At 69.4% G+C, this 18,839-nt stretch carries 18 protein-coding genes and 1 pseudogene; 6 read left to right on the top strand and 13 right to left on the bottom strand.

All coding sequences use genetic code 11. The annotated features are described in order from the left end of the window. Nucleotides 1-58 precede the first annotated feature (58 nt). The 6 genes from ACIRL2_RS26675 to ACIRL2_RS26650 are packed head-to-tail and all read right to left on the bottom strand — an operon-like array spanning nucleotide 59 to nucleotide 6,071. The gene (locus tag ACIRL2_RS26675; protein WP_402235037.1) at nucleotides 59-682 is read right to left on the bottom strand and encodes a DUF1349 domain-containing protein; all 624 of its coding nucleotides are present in this window, start codon (nucleotides 680-682) and stop codon (nucleotides 59-61) included. Beyond that, nucleotides 679-1,356, bottom strand: a complete 678-nt coding sequence (locus ACIRL2_RS26670; RefSeq protein ID WP_402235034.1) for an HAD family hydrolase — start codon at nucleotides 1,354-1,356, stop codon at nucleotides 679-681. Before ACIRL2_RS26670 ends, ACIRL2_RS26675 begins: the two co-directional genes overlap by 4 nt. Continuing rightward, complete coding sequence (locus tag ACIRL2_RS26665; protein WP_402235032.1) at nucleotides 1,353-2,630, bottom strand: MFS transporter; 1,278 nt, start codon at nucleotides 2,628-2,630, stop codon at nucleotides 1,353-1,355. The genes ACIRL2_RS26670 and ACIRL2_RS26665 overlap by 4 nt, the downstream gene beginning before the upstream one ends. Then, the gene (locus tag ACIRL2_RS26660; RefSeq protein ID WP_395861639.1) at nucleotides 2,627-3,661 is read right to left on the bottom strand and encodes a zinc-binding dehydrogenase; all 1,035 of its coding nucleotides are present in this window, start codon (nucleotides 3,659-3,661) and stop codon (nucleotides 2,627-2,629) included. The genes ACIRL2_RS26665 and ACIRL2_RS26660 overlap by 4 nt, the downstream gene beginning before the upstream one ends. Further along, a complete protein-coding gene (locus ACIRL2_RS26655; protein ID WP_395861641.1) occupies nucleotides 3,661-4,923 on the bottom strand; it encodes an aminotransferase class III-fold pyridoxal phosphate-dependent enzyme in 1,263 nt (420 codons plus the stop codon). Before ACIRL2_RS26655 ends, ACIRL2_RS26660 begins: the two co-directional genes overlap by 1 nt. Beyond that, entirely contained in the window at nucleotides 4,920-6,071 is a 1,152-nt protein-coding gene (locus ACIRL2_RS26650; protein ID WP_402235028.1) for a glycosyltransferase family 2 protein, read from the bottom strand. The genes ACIRL2_RS26655 and ACIRL2_RS26650 overlap by 4 nt, the downstream gene beginning before the upstream one ends. Before the next feature lie 117 nt (nucleotides 6,072-6,188). Between ACIRL2_RS26650 and ACIRL2_RS26645 the strand changes: the two genes are divergently transcribed. After that, nucleotides 6,189-7,433: a LacI family DNA-binding transcriptional regulator gene (locus ACIRL2_RS26645; protein ID WP_395861645.1), complete on the top strand. Its 1,245-nt coding sequence runs from the start codon at nucleotides 6,189-6,191 to the stop codon at nucleotides 7,431-7,433. Nucleotides 7,434-7,526: 93 nt separating this feature from the next. On the opposite strand, the gene ACIRL2_RS26640 is transcribed toward ACIRL2_RS26645, so the two are convergent. Next, a complete protein-coding gene (locus ACIRL2_RS26640) occupies nucleotides 7,527-8,516 on the bottom strand; it encodes an NAD(P)H-dependent oxidoreductase (protein WP_402235024.1) in 990 nt (329 codons plus the stop codon). 169 nt (nucleotides 8,517-8,685) lie between these two features. Between ACIRL2_RS26640 and sigJ the strand changes: the two genes are divergently transcribed. Then, nucleotides 8,686-9,633 carry an RNA polymerase sigma factor SigJ gene (gene sigJ / locus ACIRL2_RS26635; protein WP_402235022.1) on the top strand — a complete coding sequence of 316 codons (948 nt, stop codon included), beginning with the start codon at nucleotides 8,686-8,688 and terminating at the stop codon, nucleotides 9,631-9,633. Between the two features lie 13 nt (nucleotides 9,634-9,646). Here sigJ and ACIRL2_RS26630 read toward each other — a convergent pair whose 3' ends face one another. Then, nucleotides 9,647-10,450, bottom strand: a complete 804-nt coding sequence (locus tag ACIRL2_RS26630) for an ATP-binding protein (protein ID WP_395861650.1) — start codon at nucleotides 10,448-10,450, stop codon at nucleotides 9,647-9,649. A gap of 380 nt (nucleotides 10,451-10,830) precedes the next feature. Between ACIRL2_RS26630 and ACIRL2_RS26625 the strand changes: the two genes are divergently transcribed. Further along, nucleotides 10,831-12,036 carry a hypothetical protein gene (locus ACIRL2_RS26625; RefSeq protein WP_402235019.1) on the top strand — a complete coding sequence of 402 codons (1,206 nt, stop codon included), beginning with the start codon at nucleotides 10,831-10,833 and terminating at the stop codon, nucleotides 12,034-12,036. Nucleotides 12,037-12,478: 442 nt separating this feature from the next. On the opposite strand, the gene ACIRL2_RS26620 is transcribed toward ACIRL2_RS26625, so the two are convergent. Together ACIRL2_RS26620 and ACIRL2_RS26615 are read right to left on the bottom strand one after the other, a co-directional pair. After that, a complete protein-coding gene (locus ACIRL2_RS26620) occupies nucleotides 12,479-12,859 on the bottom strand; it encodes an FtsX-like permease family protein (protein WP_402235017.1) in 381 nt (126 codons plus the stop codon). A gap of 24 nt (nucleotides 12,860-12,883) precedes the next feature. Next, nucleotides 12,884-13,891, bottom strand: coding sequence for an ArsR/SmtB family transcription factor (locus tag ACIRL2_RS26615; protein ID WP_402235014.1), 1,008 nt, complete (start codon nucleotides 13,889-13,891; stop codon nucleotides 12,884-12,886). 568 nt (nucleotides 13,892-14,459) lie between these two features. On the opposite strand from ACIRL2_RS26615, the gene ACIRL2_RS26610 reads away from it, so the two are divergent. Beyond that, nucleotides 14,460-16,082 (top strand): protein kinase, encoded by a 1,623-nt coding sequence (locus ACIRL2_RS26610; RefSeq protein ID WP_402235012.1) that lies wholly within the window; start codon nucleotides 14,460-14,462, stop codon nucleotides 16,080-16,082. A 416-nt stretch (nucleotides 16,083-16,498) separates the two neighbouring features. Next, complete coding sequence (locus ACIRL2_RS26605) at nucleotides 16,499-16,639, top strand: hypothetical protein (RefSeq protein WP_402235317.1); 141 nt, start codon at nucleotides 16,499-16,501, stop codon at nucleotides 16,637-16,639. 98 nt (nucleotides 16,640-16,737) lie between these two features. On the opposite strand, the pseudogene ACIRL2_RS26600 reads toward ACIRL2_RS26605, so the two are convergent. The 3 genes and pseudogenes from ACIRL2_RS26600 to ACIRL2_RS26590 form a co-directional block, all read right to left on the bottom strand. Beyond that, nucleotides 16,738-16,902: pseudogene (locus ACIRL2_RS26600) on the bottom strand (IS5/IS1182 family transposase); the annotation flags it as partial. A gap of 134 nt (nucleotides 16,903-17,036) precedes the next feature. Further along, on the bottom strand, nucleotides 17,037-17,450 hold the full coding sequence (locus ACIRL2_RS26595) for a hypothetical protein (RefSeq protein ID WP_402235009.1): 414 nt from the start codon (nucleotides 17,448-17,450) through the stop codon (nucleotides 17,037-17,039). Between the two features lie 26 nt (nucleotides 17,451-17,476). After that, nucleotides 17,477-18,064 (bottom strand): TetR/AcrR family transcriptional regulator, encoded by a 588-nt coding sequence (locus ACIRL2_RS26590; protein WP_402235007.1) that lies wholly within the window; start codon nucleotides 18,062-18,064, stop codon nucleotides 17,477-17,479. Between the two features lie 328 nt (nucleotides 18,065-18,392). Here ACIRL2_RS26590 and ACIRL2_RS26585 point away from each other — a divergent pair, with 328 nt between their 5' ends. Next, nucleotides 18,393-18,707: a hypothetical protein gene (locus ACIRL2_RS26585; RefSeq protein WP_395861662.1), complete on the top strand. Its 315-nt coding sequence runs from the start codon at nucleotides 18,393-18,395 to the stop codon at nucleotides 18,705-18,707. Nucleotides 18,708-18,839: the final 132 nt, after the last annotated feature.

Here is an 18,839-nt window from a genome sequence, read left to right as displayed (position 1 = left end):
AGCGGCGCACCCGGCCCTGCGGCGGATGGTCGAGGCGGTTGCGGTGGCGCCGACAGGGTCAGCTGTTGTTCCTGATATCGACCGCCTCGTCGGGTGTGAACGTCACGTCCGCAAAGGTCGTCCGGCATCCGGGGCCGTTCGGTGACTGCGCGAGGAATCCGACCTCGACCGGCATGTCGATCGGTGTTCCCAGGCTGCATACGCGTACCAGGTGCCACGTCCGGCCGTCGGCCGAGCTGTGCAGGGCGAACGCGTGGGTCATACGGGAAACGCGCAGGTATACGGCATCCCCTGCTACGTCCCAGGAGTTCGCGTCGTCGGACGCCCCGCGTGTCACGACCGAGACGACGCTTCCCCGGCCCGCGGGCGAGAACTCGAAGCACAGCTTCAGCCAGGTCGTCTCGTCGGCCCACACCACCAGTACGCCGGCGTCGAAGGTGTGCTGGAAATCGACGCGAACACGGGCGCTCAGCTGGAACGGCCCGGCGACGGCTCCGGTGAGCCTGGTCAGGGCAGAGGGCGGTTGCCCGGGCCCGGCGGTCGGGTCGATGAACAAGTCGCTCTTTTCGGCGGCGACGATTTCGAGTGTGCCGTCCGGAACCGTCCTCCACCGCGCTCCGTCCGGGCCGCCGGCAGTCAACGGAAACGGCAGCCCTGGCAGCCGGACGGCCTCGGGATTCATCGGCGCACCTCACTGGGGTCGTGGCTCAACAGGTCCTCCAGATCGCACAGTGCCAGCGAGTCGAGCCGGATGTCCGCGGCGTCGAAGTCGTGCGAACGGGTCAGCACGTGCGGCACCGCGACACACAGGGCGCCGGCGGCCTTGGCCGCCCGCACCCCACGCCCGGAATCTTCGAAGGCCACGATGTGCTCGGGTTCCGTCCCGAGCCGCCGCGCAGCCAGGAGGTACAGATCCGGTGCCGGCTTGACACGTACGACATCGTCCGCGGTGACCACCACGGAAAAGGCATCGCGCAGCCCGAACTGGTCCAGGTAGGGGACCACGGATGCCTCGCGGGAACTGGACGCGATGGCGAGCGGCACGGCGCGCAACTGTGCCTCGGCGATCAGACGCCGCACACCGGGCAGCGGCGCCTCGTATGCCATCCACGCTCTGAAAAGGCGTTCCGCCTGCTCTTCCAACTCGCTCGCGTCCACGCTCCCGCACCGGGCGGACAGGTCCGTGAACGGATCGAAGTCGTGCAGCGTTCCGCCGACGGACTCGACGACGGAGGCGTACGGCAATTCCTGGAAGTACGTCCGGTAGAGCCGGCGCAGTACCGCGAGCCACAGTACTTCCGTGTCGGCGACCAGGCCGTCGAAATCAAGTACCAGCGCCTTGCGTCGCCTACTCATGAAGTCCCCACCGTGTCCGAGGAATCGCTGCGGGGAACGAGCCGGATGTCCGTCCGGTACGACGCGGATCGGCCGAATGAACACGCTGCGGCGAAGGCGTAGAGCGCAGCGATCGCTGCGAACAGCAGCAGCGGCCGCACGTCGAAGACGACCGCTGCGAGGTAGCCGGTCGGGATGGACACCACGGCGGTGAACGTCTGCACCGCGGCGAAGAACGCGGCGCGTTCGCCCGTGTGGACGCAGCTCACGACGATGGCATCCCGGTAGGACTCGACCAGGAAGGGTCCTGCCGAGGTAAGCACGGCGCACACGCACAGCAGCACGATCTCGCCCCGGCCCAGCAGCAGGAACAGCGCCCAGCCGGCGCAGCTGGTGACGAGTGACCAACGCACCATTGCGGCTGCCGGGATCCTCCCGGACGCCCGCGGCATGACGACGGTGTAGCAGAACAGCGCGGCAAGCGCCCCCACAGCCGGGACCGCGCCGACTACGAGGTGTCCGTACCCCAAGTTCTTGGAAAGGTACACGGCCAGGAAGATGTTGAGTTGACAGGCGACGAAACTCGACACGTACATCAGGATCAGACGGCGCAGCGCGGCGTGTCGGCCCGCCGCCCGCAGCAGCTTCCCCCCGTCGAGCACGCTGCGCAGCAGCCTGGTGTCCGCGTGCCGTTCCATCGCCTCGGAGCCGGCCCGCGTCTCGACGGTGTACCGATGGCGGAGCAAGTTGTGCAGGAGCATGGCAAGTCCGCCGACGAAGAACAGGACTCGCAGCGTCGGCACTGTGCCGTACCGGTCCATGAAGAGCCCGACGACGGGAACCAGCAGCCCCGCGAACATGATCACCACTTTGATGGCCGCGAAGATACGCGGCCGGTCCTCCTCCCGGCTGTCCTCCGTCGCCAGGAGCCAGAACGACACGTTGACGATCTTGGAGGAGGCGTTGAGCAGGTAGCCGACGAGGAACATCCAGGTGTTGTGGCTGAACGCCCAGACGAACATCGGGACGACCCAGGAGGTGACGTCGAACCAGAAGGTGGCCCGGCGTCGCCCCATCCGGTCGGTCAGGGCGCCTGCGACGAGCTGGAACATGAACGCGACGTACAGGTTGGCAGAGAGAATGGCGCCGATGGCGACGGTGCTCAGGCCGACGCTCTCCATGTACAGAGTCGCGTAGTACAGCGCGGCCGTACCGAAGATTGCCCAGAACGGCTCTGTGTAGATGCAGTACCGCGCATTGCGGTCGAGGTCCCCGACGAAACCCCGGCGGGTCACGACCGGATCACGGCCTTGACGGCCTTCACCTCGACCGCCCGCCCGGTGGCGAGGTCGACACCCATGGTGGCTTCGAAGGCCTGGCGGAAGTCGGGCATGCCGACCTCGGTGGTCACCATGTCCGCCAAGGCCGGAGTATCCGCGGCGAAGTCCAACGCCGGGCCGATCGCGTCGTGCACGGGGACGGCTGCGACGATGCTCAGCCCGTCGTCGATGAGCCGCGTGGGTGCCACCTCGACGCGGTAGGTGTCGTCATAGCCCATCGGCACCACCCGGCCGCCCTTTGCGACGACCTCCAGCGCCGTGGCCAGTTGGTTGCCGACCGCGTCGATCACCACGTCGAACTTCCTGCCGCCGGTAAGCTCCGCAACCGTCTCCGGGGTGAGGTCGGCGGGATGGAGCGCGTGGTTGGCGACGCCGGCGGCGAAGTCGCGGCGGAACGCGTTGGGTTCCGTGGCCACGGTGAGCCGGCACAGCCTGCGGGTGATCGTCTGGCACAGCAGCCCGATCGCGCCGGACCCGATCACCAGCGCGGATTCGTGCGGGCGCAGGTTCGACTTGAGGACGCTGTTCAGCGAACATCCCAGCGGTTCGATCAGGCTTGCCACCCGCCAACTCATGCCTTCGGGTATCGGATACAGGTACTGCGCACTGCCGACGTAGTACTCGGCGAACGTGCCCGCAAGCGTGAAGCCCACCTGGTGGTCGTCGAAGTTGAAGCAGTAGCAGTAGGCGCCCAGCCGGCAGTTGCGGCATGTCCCGCAGGACTGCGTGGGATTGACGACGACGCGGTCGCCGACTTTCAGGTGGGTCACAGCGTCGCCCACTTCGACCACAGTGCCCACTCCTTCGTGGCCGAGCACGGTGCCCACGTCCGCGACATCGAGCTTGCCCGCGAGGATTTTGTGGTCGGTGCCGCAAATGCCGGTCATGGCGATCCGCACCTTGGCTTGGTGGGAAGCGGTCAGACGCGGTTCCTCGACATCGACGAGGTCCATCCGTCCTTTGCCCGCGTAGACAAGTGCCCGCATCAGCAGTGCTCCGTTCCGTCGTATTGCCGGTAGGTGGCCAGCGCCGCGACGACGGACCGCTCCACGTCGTCGAAATGCGCTGGTGTGTGTCGGTCCGAGAAGACGAAGTAGCCCTTGGTGAAGATCTGTTGGTCGGCGAGCGCGGTCATCAGGTGCGAGCGGACCGGGTCTGTCCAGAAGTCCGACGCCCCGGGGGTACCGAGCGAGAAGCTGGAGTAGTCGCCGCGGACTTCGACTCTGCCGACCAGTCCCAGTTCGGCGATGCGGGAGCGCCAGTCGGCCATCATCGTGGTGGCCCGGGCCCGCCACGACGGCCATTCCGGCGCCTGTTCCAGCAGGTCCTCACAGGCCAGGGCGGCCGCGAACGCGAGCGACTCGCTGGAATGGGCGTTGCTCATGCGGACTTCCGCGGCACGCATGACCAGGTGGCGGTCGCCGAGGACGGCAGCGAGCGGCAGGCCGTTGGCCATGCCCTTGGATATGCACAACAGATCCGGCCAGACATCGGCTTCGCCGCACGCGCCCCGAGGGCCCATGCGCATTCCGCAGGTGACCTCGTCGAAGACAACCACAACGCCCCGGGACCGGGCTTCCTCGGCAATGGTCCGCAGATCGCCCGCAGACCAGCGGTTCGGACACAAGACCACGGCTGCGGGGAGGCCCTGGGATCCGCGCACCAGGTCGACCACGCGCTCGATGTCACCTGGTCTGCCGACCAGGGTCAGCGCCGCCACGGAGCGGGGGATGCCGAGTTCCCCGGGGCCCTGGGCATAATGCGCCGACGCGGCCCAGTCGTGCCAACCGTGGTACTCCGTCGCAACCACGAGGTCTCGTCCGGTCGCCGCTCGGGCCATGCGCACCGCGCCGCTCACCGCGTCGGCACCACTCTTGGCGAATTTGACCGACTCGAACACCCCGAGCCGGGCCAGGAGCCTTTGCGCCAAGGTCAGTTCGAGCGGATCAGCGACGGAAAACGAGGTACCGCGACGCAGTTGCGTGATCACGGCTTCCTCGACCTCGGGACGCCGGTGCCCCCATGTCACCGTGCCCATGGCCATCTCGCAGTCCAGCCAGGTGCGGCCGTCGACATCCGTGAACTCGGCATCCTTCGCGTACGCCGCTGCGATCGCACCGCGCCCCGGCAGCAGTCGGTGCGGTGTCTTGGCCAGCGTGCTGCACCCGGCCGGCACAACATTCTCGACCTCGGCGAGCCACGCGAGACTGCGCGTATGCGAAGCGGGGCCTCCTGGCGTGGCCGTCACCGAACCCTCGCTCCCGGCCAGCAGCCGGCGGTCAGGTCCGCCAGACTCTGCACGTTGCCGTACAGGTCGACGACGACGTCCGCCGACTGCGTCTCCAGGCGCTGGGTCAACCACATGCCGTTGTCCAGCAACCGCACGAAGTTCTCGACCAGGATCAGCATCGGCCGCGGCTCGGTGAGGAGTTCTCTCGGCAGCATTTGCGGAAGCAGGATGGGGCTCCCGCCGTCGACGCGCGTCGAGTAGTCCAGGATGTCGTGCCGGTCGATCCCCGATGCGTCGGCAAGCGCTCGCCAGAAGTCGTCGGCGTCCGTGCGCGTTTCCGCGAGGTCGAGTAACAGGCGGTCGCGCACGTCCACGATACGGTCCGCGAGGCCGGCGAGGAGCCGAGGGGTGATGTCGTTGTCGATCTGCGCGCCCCAGGATTTCCAGAACCGCGCGAGGTTGTTCTTCCGATTTCCGTCGCGGTGCACCCCGTTGCGCCGCTCCCAGTGGTACGAGGTGACCCTCGGGTCGATCATCGTGCGGTAGCCGAGCCGCCGCGCCCGCATCTGGTAGTCGAAGTCCTCATAGCCGTTGAAGTAGCGCTCGTCCAGCAGGCCCACCTCGTCCCGGACTTGCCGGGTCATGGCGAAGAGCGCGAATGCGGCCATCGGGACGGTGTACGGGTCCTGCGGCAGAGCGGCAGGCCTGGCGTTGAGGTAGAGGTGTCTGCCGAGGGTCTCTCCGAACGAGATGCCGCAGTGCTGCACGCCGCCGGTCTGCGGGTACAGCAGCACGCCCGCGGTCATGCCCGCGTCGGGGTTGTCGCTCAGCGTCCGCAGCATTCCGGACTGCCAACCCGGTTCCAGGATCAGATCCGAGTCGACGAAGAAGATGTGATCGCCCTCCGCGAGGGCAAGGCCTTGGTTCAAGGCCTGTCCGCAACCGCGCGGGTTCTCGTTGTGGAGCGTCGTCACTGTGATCGCATGGGCCCGCTCCGCCTTGATCGCCCGGCCGAACTCCTCGATCTGCTCGCCTACTTCCGTACCGGAGCCGTCGTTGACAACGATTAACTGGGTATCCGGCTCGACCGTCTGCCGCATCGACTCCAGGAAGAGAGCCAGCACGTTCCGGGATTGGAACACGGGCACGATGACACTGCTGCGCATAGATCTCCTTAGAGAATCCCGACGACGCATACCGACCCGCAGGCCAGGCTGACGCGTCGGCGGCACGGCGGCAGACGCGACCAAGCTGGACCTCCGTCGAGAGCTGCCGGGCGGTCCGTGAACGTTCACGTGAACGGTCACGTGAACGTTCACGAGTCTCCATGCACCCGGTTTTCACTGTCAACCCTCGAGACTGCTCCACCACTTCGTCCGCGGAGCGCGGATGCCGGGGCGCCGCGGACAGCGCACGAAGGGCGGACACGGCAAACGGCTAGAATCGCGCACACGATTCGGATTCGGCGATGCGCGGCAATGGTCGGGCGAGGGGACGGCCACATGCAGAACCACGGCTGGAAGTCCGGCGGTTCGCGCGTCACCATCGAGGACGTCGCACGCGCTGCGAGCGTCTCCCGACAGACGGTTTCGCGCGCGATCAACGACAAGGGCGAGATCGACCCCGAAACGCGCGCGCGGGTCCTCGACGCCGCGCAACGGCTGGGCTACCGCCCCAACAGGTTCGCGCGCGGCATGGTGTCGGGCGCCGGCATCACCCTCGGGCTACTGGTTCCCCATCTACGGAACCCGTACTTTCCCCAAGTCGCCGACAGTGTGGTGGATTCCGCAGCCGAACTCGGGTGGACAGTGGTCGTGCACCACACCCGGTCGACGGTCGAGGGCGAGCGCTCGGCTCTGGCGGCGATCCAGCGGCAGGCCGACGCGTTCGTCGGGTACCTGGAGCACCGGGAGTCGTTGGTGCGGGCCGAGCAATGCCATATGCCGTTCGTCCTGTTCGGTGGAGAGGACTACAGGATCACCGGCCCGCGATTCGCCCGCGTAGACGTCGATTTCCGCCACGGGATGCGCTTGGCGCTGGGACACCTGCGCAAAACAGGCCACTCGAGGATCGGGTTCCTTGACGTGCGCAAGCAGTCCGCACCGGGCGAGCCGAGTCCACGCGCCGCGACCCTCCTCGACCTGGTGGACGCCGAGTTCGATATCGCCCTCGGGACAGCCGCGGAATCGACCGTGGAAGCCGGGGCCGAAGGCGCCCGCAGACTCCTGGCCGAGCACCCGGACATCACCGCGATCATGACGTACAACGACATCACCGGCATCGGAGCCGCCCGTGCCGTGATGGCCGCGGGGCTTCACATACCCGAAGACTGCGCGATCGTCGGCTTCGACGGCCTGGACGTCGCAGACCTGGTGGACCCGCCGCTGACGACGCTGCGCGTCGACCTGCGACGACTTGGGCGGGAGTCCGTGCGCCTGGTGGAGCGTGCGATCGGAGGGTCCGCCGACGAGCCCACCGCTGTGATCGCACCAACCCTGGTCGTCAGGCGCTCGACCGTGGGGGAATGAGCACACCGATCCGCAACTCGAGGCCCCGGCCCTGTTGGCCACTCGCGCGGTTGCCCGCGGTCCAGCCCGGGAGTCGACGGGCCCGCCCGGGCGTCACGGTTCGAGGTCGACGACCCCCCTGCCGCCCGGCATGTCCAGCGGCACGGAGACCTGGTCGTGCGTGATCAGCCAATCGCCGTCGATCTTCCGGAAGCAGAAGGTGACCCGGACCCACATGCCGCCCATTGCCGTCCCGTCGGGCAGTGTGCCGCTGAGGCGACCGAAGGCGTGCGTGAACGCCACGTCTTCGCCCACTGTGGGCATCAGGTGGCGCAGCTCGTAGGTCACCTCCCAGAAGAACGTGAACACGTTCGCCCAGTTCTTGAGTTTCGCGTCGATCCCCACGTGCTGGAGCGGCGGATCGATGTCGAAGGACACGACGTCCGCGGAGTAGAGCCGCCTCAGGCCCTCGAGGTTCTTGGCCCGGATCGCGTCGACGATCCGGCCGATGTGGTGGCGGATGGCGGCTTCGTCCGTCTCGCGCTGTGTGGGTGTGGCTGTCCGTCCTTCCGTGCTGTGGGCGACGACGTGGTCCAGCAGTGTGTCCAGGGCGCTGACGTGGTGGGCGCCCGGGGTGAGTGTCGCGTGGTCCTCGAAGTCGGTGTGCAGGGACAGCGAGACCTGCGGGGTCACGGCACCCATGTGGAGCAGCTCGCACAGTGTCCGCAGCTGCCGGGCCGCGCGGGTGCCGCCCCCACCTCCGTAGGAGACGAACCCGACGGCCTTGTGGGTCCACTCCGCGTACAGGTAGTCGATGGCGTTCTTGAGGACGCCGGGGATGGAGGCGTTGTACTCCGGGGTGACCATGACGAATCCGTCGAAGCGGGCGATGGTGTCCGCCCATGCCCGGGTGTGCCCGTGCCGATAGCGCCCGGCGAGCGCGGGCAGCGGCTCGTCCAGGTGCGGCAGCGGGTGGTCGAGCAGGTCGATCACCTCGAATTCGGCGTCGCCGCGGCGGGTCGCCCGCTCGTGGACCCACCGGGCGACCTGGTCGCCCTTGCGGCCGGGGCGGGTGCTGCCGATGAGTATTCCGATCCTGGTCATCGCTGTCTCCCGAGGTGTCCTGCCCGGGCTCTCCGGGCCGGTGGTGTCTGTGAGCAGTACGACGACGCGGCCCCGCGGAACGTCAGGGGGAGTCGTGGACCTGACAATCGGACGTGCTCTCTCGTCGGACCGGTGAGGGACGATCCGAACTTGGGGAGCCATCGAAACCATGACCGATCACGCGGCATCACGGCACGACGAGTCGGACGCGGGCTTGGGCGCGATCATCAGCGAGCGGCGGCGGCTGATCGGTCTCGCCTACCGGCTCCTCGGTTCCCTGGCCGAGGCCGAGGACGCGGTCCAGGAGACCTACACCCGTTGGTACGCCATGTCCCGACAGCGGCAGGACGCCATCGACTCGCCCGGCGCCTGGCTGACGACGGTCGCCAGCCGCGTGTGCCTGGACCTCCTCGGCTCGGCACGTGTGCGGCGCGAGCGCTACGTGGGCGAATGGATCCCGGAGCCGCTGCCCGAGCGGACCGACTGGATCAGCGGGCGCCCGGGTACCGCCGCGACCGACCCCGCGGACCCGGCCGACCGGGTCACGCTCGACGAGTCGGTGAGCATGGCGTTTCTCGTCGTCCTCGAATCCATGACCCCGGCCCAGCGGGTCGCGCTCATCCTGCACGACGTCTTCGGCTTCTCGTTCGCCGAGATCGCCGTGATCACCGGCCGTACCCCGGCGGCGTGCCGCGAACTGGCCTCCTCCGCCCGGCGCCGTGTACGAACCTCCCGGCCCCCCGAGGTTCCGGCGGCCCACCAGGCGGGCCTCGTCGCGGACTTCAAGCGGGCGTGGGACGCACAGGACATCAATGCCCTTGTCGGCCTCCTCGCCCCCGGCGCCACCTTCACGGTGGACGGGGGCGGCGTGGTCGCCGCCGCACTCCGCCCGATCGAGGGCGGCGAGGGGATCGCGCGGTACCTCGCGGACCTCGCCGTCCGGGCATCCGGCGGCCTGATGGTCCTGGAGCGCACGGTCAACGGTCGAGCCGGACTGGTGATCGAGCACGAGGGCGTCATCGTGGCGGTGTACGCGTTCGACGTCGCGGACGACCGGATCACGCGCATCTGGGCGGTGCGCAACCCCGACAAACTCCACCCGTGGACGGCGGGCTGACCGCAGGACCGGTTCAAAGTCGGGGCTGGTGTGCGAAGTTGCCGGTCCCAACAGTTCGCCTCCATGACCATCCGAACACGGACGTTCGTCGGAGCCCCGAACGACGCACCCGTCCCCGACGCGTTGCCTCTCCCGTCGTGGACGAGAGCGACGACGTACGTTGCCCGACCCGGAGGGCGCCGGACGATCCGTCTGCTTCGGCGAGTGCGGCCCGCCGACCCAGCCGGTGTCGTCGGCGACGGATGCCTGGTTCGAGGAAGACGACAGGGCCGAAACCCTGGTGGACACCGCACGACGCCCGCTTCCTCGTGTCGGGCGGGGTCGGCTCGACGCGTATCCGAATCACACGAGGCGCAGGGTGACGTGTGTGGTGTGGTGGCGCGGTTCCTCTCGGATGTCGACGCTTTCGGCGAGGTGTTCCACGATGGCCAGGCCTCGACCGGGTTCGCCGTCGGCGCATGGGGGGAGGGCGCTCGTTCGGCTCGCCGGAGTCGACGACCCCGACGCTCAGGACACGGTCGGTCAGGACCAGGATGATCGCCATGTCGGCGCGGCCGTGCCGGGCGGCGTTGGCGGCCGGTTCGCCGACGATCAGGACGGCGGAGTCCAGGTCGTCTCCGGTCACACCCCAGGAGGCCAGGAGGGCGCGGGCGAATCGGCGGGCGTCGGAGACCCGGCACTCCCGGGCGGGCAGGGCCGCGGCGGCGCACCGGCGCGGGGCCCCGGGTGGGGGTGGTTGCGTGGTGGTCGGTGACGGTGTCCGGTGGCGAAGCTCTCCGGTCTGGGCCGGCGGCGTTGCGTCCGGTGGGACGAACATGGCGAGGCTCGCGATCTATATCGGTCCCGACCCCCGAGGGGGTGACACCGCGGCACCGACCCCAGGGCAGTGCTGCGCCGCCGAATCACCGATGGCGGCCCGCCCCCGCCCCCACCCCCAACCCCAACCCTCACCCCACCCCGACCGCCGACGGCGAACTCGTGAAACCACCAAACGAGACGACACAGTTCGTTTCCATCCGCTGGGAAACGCCTGAGCACGCCCGACGGTCCCGCTGCCCGTACCCTGCCGGGGCGGCGACCGGCGGCGCGTGGCGTGCCGTCACGGGAGCGATGTCGTCCCGCGATCGGGCCACCGGAAATCGGGGTCCGCCGTGGTGCGGAATCCGCTCCGTCCGCGTCGGGCCGGCATCGCGCGCGATGTCCCGGCCACTTTTCACGCCCGCCGGCCGACTGGTAACTTGCCTACTCCCTATCGCCGTTCGTCAAGGGACGCCCGTGACAGAGGACGACCACGCGCAGTCGTTGGCGGAGGAACTCGGCCACGCTCTTCAAGGGTATATGTCCGTTCTCGGCGAGATAGCGATGGCAAGGTCGTTGGACAACGGCGTGCACGGGCCGACCGCCTACTTCGAAGAAACCCGACGAAGAAGCAGACGACTTCTGTCGGTGGTCCACCAGGAACTCGCGAAGCAGGTGGGGGCCGCCGCGGAGCGTGCCGCGGGTGTCGAGGTCGCCTCGGGCCGTCCGGCGAGCGTGGTCGATATCCTCAGGTTCCTGCCGGACCACGTGTCCACCGTCCCGGACCGCGCCGATGTACCCACGCTGGAATCCGACCCGCCCGCAGTGGTCCTCGCTGATCAACTCGCCCGGGGAGCGCGGGGAATCGCCGACCAAGTGCCCATGGACGACGCGGGCGCCCATCCCATGGCCTGGCAGCTGTTGGAGGTGGCCGTAGGCGCGGCCAGGCGGCCCGAACATGCGAAGGACGTCCGCCCGCTCCGGTACGCCATCGAGATGTACGTCGAGGCCGAGTGCATGTCTCGCGATCCGTCCTGGCGAGTCCGTGAGCGCGCCTCTGAGCCGCAACTGGCCGCGGAAACCTGGGTTGCGCGGTGGATGATCGAGGCGACCGCCGAATTCCTCGACAAGACGACCGAGGTGTTCGTCGCCCGGCGCGACGACTACCTGCCCGCACGCGCGGAGGGCGTCGCCGGCGGCGTGGCACGGATGTACGCCCAACGTGGGCAGGGGCAATCCGTGGCACAGTCCGGGGAGTTGCCCGACAGGACCGCGGGTGGTCGTCCGGTGCCCGTAGTCGGAGCGAGGGCGAAGACAGGTGCCCGGCATGCCGACGGCGCCCCGGTGGCGGGCCGCGTTTCGAACGCACCGGCCGAAGTCAACAGGGTCGAACCGGGGGCCCCGGCACCGGGCGCGAAGAGCGCGACCTTTTCGTCCCCGACGCCCGCCCACCACGTTGCCGCCATCGGCATGCGGGCGGTGGACAAGAACCTGTCGGCCGCACCACCTCCCGCGATCGGTCCGGGGAGCAGCGACGCCGCCGTCAACACCACCCGCGAAACACGCATCCCCACCCGCGCCCAAACCGCCCGAATGACCAGGTAGACGCACGTAGCCTGGTGCGTGTCCGCACGCGGTGGTCACGCGGATCCGCACGTAGCCGGTGCGGGGAACGCGGCCGATCGATTCCGATCGGCGGTCGGCGCCGCGTCGCACGACGTGCTGACCACCGGCCGACGCCCGGAGCATCACACGCTCTGCCCGGCGATCCCGGCCCCGCCGAACCCCGGCGTGACACCCGGCGCCGTACGCGCGTCGTTACCGTGTCGCTTCGTGTCGGAAACGATCGGCCTGCCTGTTGCCTGTTGCCTCCTGCCTGCCGTCTGCCGTCTGCCGTCTGCGGTCTGCCGTCTGCGGTCTGCCGTCTGCCGCCGATCGGCGACCGGGGGACCGGCAACCGCCCGGATGCTGGTCTGTGGCCGTTTCGGGCGCGCCGGGGTTGCCACGCGGCAGTGCTACCGCAGGCAGGAGAGTCGCGAGGGGAGGGTCAGTGCCAGGGCGCCACCGGCCACGGCGAACGATACGGCGGGCGACCCGGGCCGGGAGCGATGCGCCCAGGACGCTGATGTCCAGGGGCACCAGGGTCAAGGCGCCGACGGCGGGTGCCGAGGATGACGCCGGCCGCCGAGGAGACGACTGCCTCGGCCGCCACCACGCGTAGTACTCGGCGTCTCCCGGCTCCGACGAGCCGGTGGAGCGCGAACTCGCGGCGGCGCCCAGCGACTGAAGCCGCTGGGAAGGGCCGGGCCGTGCTTGGAGATCCCTTCCGTCCGCTCAACGGAGGTTCCCCGGACTGTGTTTGGAAGCTGCCGCGCCGGGAGCCTGATGTCGTCCGGAAGACCTGAGATCGAGGACCCGCGCATCCCACAACCCGCGTCGTCGACGAGTCGGTTCACGCGGACGAGTTCTGCGGGGCCGACAGGAGGCTGGTTCCCAGGGCGGTGGTGGTGTGCAGAACCGTGTTGGCTTGGCGGAGGCTGGTGACCAGGCCGGTGGCCCGGAGCGCGGCGGCGTGTTGGGAGGCCGACGCGTTGGAGATTCCCAGGTGTCGGGCCAATTGTGTGGTGGTGTGACCGCCCGGGTCTGCGAGCGCCTGCAGGACGGCCGCGCGTGTGCGGCCCAGGAGCGTCGCCAGGCTCTTCGCTGCGTGCGCAGGAGCCGGTTCGCGGACGAGGTCGTTCGTCCGTGGATCCCGGAGCGGCGGGTAGATCAGTACGGGGGTGTCGACGTCGTTGAGTAGTGCCCGAGGGCGTGGGCCGCAGAAGACGTGCCCGCACAGGAGGAGCCCGCGACCCTCCAGATGGAAGTCGACGTCACCCTCTCCAGGAAGACCGGGAAGCTCCAGTACCGGTTCGCGCCAGTGCGCGTGCGGATGCAGTCCGGCCAGCAAAGCGCCGATCCCGGCGCGTGCCATGATGTCGATACGCCGGGCTCGGTCGGCGTCCAAGACGGCGCGCATGCGGTCGGCGAAGGGCGTTACGGCGATGTCGTGATAGGCCGCCAGGGTGTCGGCCACCGTGTCCAGGGTGTCTCGGTCTCCGTCGGCCAGTTGCCGCACCCACGCGGGCGGGCGGCGGTGCGATGACAGGCGTTGTACATCGGTTGCGAGGCGCTCGCGTGGCGTGGCCCGTATCGCCTCGAAGACCCCCGTGCCGGGGAACGCCGGCGCGCTGGGGGTGAGGAAGTCCGGTACCCAGCCGACAGCCGGGACCAACGACCCGAGCAACGACGCGCGAGGAGGCAGCCGTTCCAGCACGTGACTCCGCCAGGCACGGAAGAGCGGGACGGAGCCCCGGCGCAGGACTTGCAGACTCATCACCGCCTCGCTGATCGGAAGCGCGCGGTGGTGAGCGAACGCCACCCCCGTCAGATCCCGAGCCGTGAAGTGAATACGTAACATGTGCCCCCCATTGTCGGTTTACCCGCCGCCGCAGCCCGGCGGCCGGTGATATTCGGTCACGCCCGAAAGTTGTTGTCGCGATCGGTGCGACCGAAGAGGCTTTACCCAGGCGCAAGGCATGAAGCCTCCCGTCCCGCGCCCCTGACGATTCGCGGCAACGTGTTCGGAACACGCGGTGACCCGCAACAAGGTACTCGCGGTGACAAGCGGGTGAATTCGGTCGCCTCGGGGCCCAGCCCTCGGATTTCAGGGCGGATGCCGTTCCGCGTTCGTAGGCGAGAAGGACAAGGCAAGGCACGAACTCGGTGTTCCTACCGAAGGAGAGATCCACGCGTATTCGTCGTGCGATCGCGATCGCGGCTGTCGACACCGCGCCGCTGTTGGGCGGCTCGGCCGCGCCGGTGTTTGCCGCCGCGTCCCAGGCGGCGGCCGCCGCTTCCGCGGTCGGGTCCGACTGTTTTGCGCGGGGGAGGAAGAGGCCGGTATCGCGGGGCCCGAGGTCTCCTTGCGGCCGGGCGGTGAGCCGTACCCTACGAGTCGGTGTGGCCTTTGTCATCGGGGGTGACGGGTGGAACGCGGGGAACTGGTCGCGGGGCGTTACGAGTTGCTGAAACGGCTCGGCCGCGGCGGGATGGGTGAGGTGTGGGCGGCGCGGGACCGGGTGCTGCACCGGGACGTGGCGGTCAAGATGCTGGTCCTGGACGAGGCGGTGCACGCGGACCTGCCGCGCCGGTTCGAACGCGAGGCGGTGGCCGCCGCGCAGATCAACCATCCGAACGTGGTCGCCCTGTACGACCGGGGGATCCACGAGGACCTGTGGTTCCTGGTGATGGAACGCGTCGAGGGAGCCGACCTCGCCGCGCACATGCGCGACGGGGAACCCGTGGATACGGACCGCGCGCTCGCCATCGCGCGCGAGATCTGCGCGGCACTGGCCGCCGCGCACCGGGCCGGCGTCGTCCACTACGACATCAAGCCGCACAACGTGATGATCACCCCCGACGGCGCCGTGAAGGTCGTCGACTTCGGCATCGCCGGCTTTCTCCAGGCCGCCTTCACCCTCGCGGCCTCCTCCCAACTCGCCCCCGCCGGCACCCCGCAGTACGGCGCGCCCGAGCAGTTCCTCGCCGAACGCGGCGACGCCCGCTCCGACCTGTACGCCCTCGGCAGCGTGCTGTTCGCCCTGCTCGCCGGCCGACCACCGTTCACCGGCCACACCAGCTTCGCGATCATGCAACGCAAGCTCACCGAGGACGCCCCACACCTGGACACCCTCCGCCCCGGCCTGCCACCCGCCCTGACGGAACTGGTCGCCGCACTCCTGGAACGCGAACCCGACCGGCGCCCCCAGAGCGCGGAAGAGGTCCACGAACGCCTCGGCCGACTCGGCACCGCCTCCGCCGCCCCCGGCACGTCCGCCGCGACCACCGTCACTGCCCCACGATCCCCGAAAACGACCCCACCGCACACACAACGCCCGCCGGCTCACGACGGCGCCTTCGACATCTCCTGGACCGGCCGGGAACCGATCACCGACTACGCACCTTCGAGGTTTGACACCTCCCAGTCCGCCGTGCTTCGTGTCGTGATCACCTTGGCGGTCGCGGTGGCCTCCTTCTTCGGCGTGAGCGTCACGGGCGGCTTCGACGACGGCGAAGACTCCTACATCTGGTTGATCCCGAACGCGGTGGGGATCCTGGCCGCAATCTGGCTATTCATCAGCCTCATCCTTCTGCAGATGGGGGTGCGCGCGAACGGACGACACCGGCACGCGCTCCCGAACAGGGCGCCCTGGTCCCTCCACGTCGGCCCCCAGGGCATCGTCACCACCGACGGCTTCCGCCGCACCGTCACCTGGGACCAGGTCGAGACGGTCACCGCGGAGGTCGTCGTCGCCCCCGTGCCGTACGCCTATCGCGGACTGTACGTCCACTTCGTCGATGACGCCGGTGGCACTCCCCTACGTCCCGCGGGCTGGTTCTACCCCGACAAGGCTGCTTCCGGCACGGTGGGCCGCATCCCCCTGTGCATCCTGGGCCCGTTGACCGAACGGGAGTACGACGAGCTCACTCGGGCCCTCACCCGCCACGCCGGCGCCCGGTGGCGTCCGGAACTCGGTCACACGCCGTATCTCCGGGAAGGGGGCGCGGTCCGACGACCGGCCGGGGACGACGAGCGCCGGATCGCGTGAGCGTCGACCACGGGGGTGTCGACTCCAGCGCTCGTCCCGATGGCGGTCGACCCCGCGTTGTTCACCAAGACGTCGATGCCCACCCGGCAGCGCGGACGCACCACCCCGGGTCTCGACGACCGACGCGGCATCGGTCAGGTCCGCAGCGAACGCCGACATGCCGACAATGCCGGCCATCCGCGCACCGCGCGACCAGCATGCAGCGGTCGCCAACCCGATTCCGGCCGCCCCGCCGGTCAGCACCGCGGAGGGCCCGGCGAAGCCCCGCTCCCCGGCCGCGAGTTCGTCCCGGCAAGATGCACAGGCGAGACCCGCGGCCCACCGGCGATCCGGCATCCCGGTTGTGCGGCCGTTCGTTCGGCGCGTGCGGCCCAGGCCAAGGCGACCGCGAGGGCGGCGAGCAGCAGTGAGCACGGGTGCCACAGCGCGCGGAAGAGCTGGATGACGAAGTCGTCGAGGTCGTCGGCGCCGAGGGGGAGTCGGTGTTTCCCATGACGGTGAGCAGCGTGGCGGTGGCGCCGGACGGCCGGCCGGCCGGCGGTGACCTTCGGCTGTGAGGTCGCGGTGCCGGCATGCCGCTGACCGTATTCCCGCACGGCGCGCCCCGGTGTCCGCCGCGCGCAGGCCGGCCGCCCGGGGGAGTGCCGGCGCCTTGGGGCCGGGTGCGCCGGCGGTGAGTGGTCCACGCCCGGCGGATCAGACGTCGGACGGTGATGATGGAGTCGCGGCGTGGGTGGTCGAAGCAGGCGTCGACGACTGCGGTGCGCTGCTCGGAGCAGCGGGCGAGGCGGTGAAAGGCGGTCCGCCGGGCGTGCGTACGTCCACATGTTCCTCGCTCCGCTGGCCCGACTCGCCCGACTCGCCCCGGGGTCGGGCAGGTTGCCGCTGTGGATCCTTGCCTGTGGGGTCGTGCTTGATGCGCCCCCGGCGACGTGTGCCGTTCCGGCGGCCCGGTCAGCGGGACAGCGGTATGAGTACGAGCAGCGGTACGAACAAAGTCCACTGGGGCAGGGTGAACACCGCGCCGCCGAAGGCTGCCACATTGACGGTGAAGAACACGCAGGTGAACGCGGCGGCGATGAACCAGGCGAGAGCCAGAACCGGCCGTGCGGCCGTTCGTTCGGCGCGTGCGGCCCAGGCCAGGGCGACCGCGAGGGCGGCGAGCAGCAGTGAGCACAGGTGCCACAGCGCGCGGAAGAGCTGGATGACGGAGTCGTCGAGGTCGTCGGCGCCGAGTAGGGGGTCGACGAATTCGGAGGTGCCGAACAGGTGAAGTCCGGTGATGCCCGCGGCAAGGGCGGCGGCGGTCCACAGCGGCCAACGGCGGCCGGCCGCGGTCGTGGGGGTGATGATGGCGGTGCTTGACACGGAAACCTCCGGTGTGGGGCGGGTGTTCATCGGATCTCAATGCCGCGCGAGATCATCGCGGCCAGTTGGCCGGCCAGCCGGGGCGTCGGGGATTCGCCGACCAGCGCGACATGGAAGAACACCGCTCCGGCCAACGTGTCCAGGACCAGGTCGACCGGCGTGTCGGTGGCGATCTCGCCGCGCTGCGCGGCCCGGTCGAAGACGACCGCCAGTCGGTCCTTGGACGGAGCCAGGAAATCCGTGCGGATACGTGTCCTCAGGACCGGATCGGCGGCGAAGTCGGCGAGCAGCCCCGGCAGCGCCGCGCTGCCGGCCGGAGTGCGGAACTCGTCGATCAGGGATTCGAGCAGCTCGGTCAGGTCCCCGGTGAGTGTGCCGGTGTTCGGGATCGGGGCGTCGTCGGTGGTGGTGAACACGGCCTCGAAGACCAGTTCCGCCTTCCCCGACCACCGCCGATAAATGCTGTCCTTGCCGACCCCGGCACGTGCTGCCACGGCCCCGATCGAGGTCGCCGCGTAGCCGACCTCGACCACCAGAGCCCCGGTCGCGCCGATGATCGCCGCGTGCGAACGGGGATCCCTGGGACGCCCCTTGGGGGAGGAAGAGGAACTCATGGTCTTACCTTACGGGTCGACCCGTTTGATAACAACGGGCGGGCGAACCGAACCTCCTCTTCGCCTCGGGCGCAACGGTTCGAGCGCCGGCGACGCAGTTGCTCTCGTCGACCGTCGCTTCGACCTTCGGGTACCAGTGTTCGTCCGCCGGTTCCGGAAGATGCGGACAGTCAACGGACTGGGGCGATCCGCATCGAAGTCCTTGTTGCCCACCGGTGTTTCGCCGGTTCGGGGGACGGCGACGGTGGGGCGAGCACGTGACGCGCGGTGTTGGCGGCGTCCGTTCCCGGAGATGTTCCTGCGGTGGGCCGCGGCCACGGAGCGGGACGTGGACACCGTGCCGATCAAGGTCGGGAAGAACGCGGGAAAGCACCCCGCGATCGCCTCCCTGTACCGGCCCTCGCCGAAGCCGAGGAAGCCGGCGCACCCACCGACGCCCACCTCGTCGGCCCGCGCCGGCCCTGCCCCCGCCCGGATCACCGGTGCGGGCAGCGGCACCAGCGCCGAGTCGATGGAACGGTTCGCCCGGCAAGTCCTCGACGGCGATCGCGTGCCGGACGACTTGGCCTGGCAGGCCGAGAACGGCTCCGACGACGTCATGGTTCGGTTGCTTGCGCAGACCCGGGATGGAAACGCCGAGTGATCCCGATGCCGCCCCACCGCACGAAAGTGCTCAGCGTCCCCTCGGCGCAAGAGGGCTGGGCGAGCCAACGAGACCATTCTCGGCGCCGACGGCTGTACGCCTACTACTGGACCCCGGGAACGCGCACGCGTC

It is taken from the genome of Embleya sp. NPDC127516 (assembly GCF_044765325.1).
GTDB lineage: Bacteria > Actinomycetota > Actinomycetes > Streptomycetales > Streptomycetaceae > Embleya.
The sequence above is the reverse complement of the archived record's forward strand: the minus strand, read 5'-3'. Positions and strand labels throughout refer to the sequence as shown.

Coding starts and splice junctions, on each gene's coding strand:
- ACIRL2_RS26675 (WP_402235037.1), bottom strand. CDS start 682: ATGAATCCCGAGGCCGTCCGGCTGCCAGGGCTGCCGTTTCCGTTGACT.
- ACIRL2_RS26670 (WP_402235034.1), bottom strand. CDS start 1,356: ATGAGTAGGCGACGCAAGGCGCTGGTACTTGATTTCGACGGCCTGGTC.
- ACIRL2_RS26660 (WP_395861639.1), bottom strand. CDS start 3,661: ATGCGGGCACTTGTCTACGCGGGCAAAGGACGGATGGACCTCGTCGAT.
- ACIRL2_RS26650 (WP_402235028.1), bottom strand. CDS start 6,071: ATGCGCAGCAGTGTCATCGTGCCCGTGTTCCAATCCCGGAACGTGCTG.
- ACIRL2_RS26640 (WP_402235024.1), bottom strand. CDS start 8,516: ATGACCAGGATCGGAATACTCATCGGCAGCACCCGCCCCGGCCGCAAG.
- sigJ (WP_402235022.1), top strand. CDS start 8,686: ATGACCGATCACGCGGCATCACGGCACGACGAGTCGGACGCGGGCTTG.
- ACIRL2_RS26630 (WP_395861650.1), bottom strand. CDS start 10,450: ATGTTCGTCCCACCGGACGCAACGCCGCCGGCCCAGACCGGAGAGCTT.
- ACIRL2_RS26625 (WP_402235019.1), top strand. CDS start 10,831: ATGTCCCGGCCACTTTTCACGCCCGCCGGCCGACTGGTAACTTGCCTA.
- ACIRL2_RS26615 (WP_402235014.1), bottom strand. CDS start 13,891: ATGTTACGTATTCACTTCACGGCTCGGGATCTGACGGGGGTGGCGTTC.
- ACIRL2_RS26590 (WP_402235007.1), bottom strand. CDS start 18,064: ATGAGTTCCTCTTCCTCCCCCAAGGGGCGTCCCAGGGATCCCCGTTCG.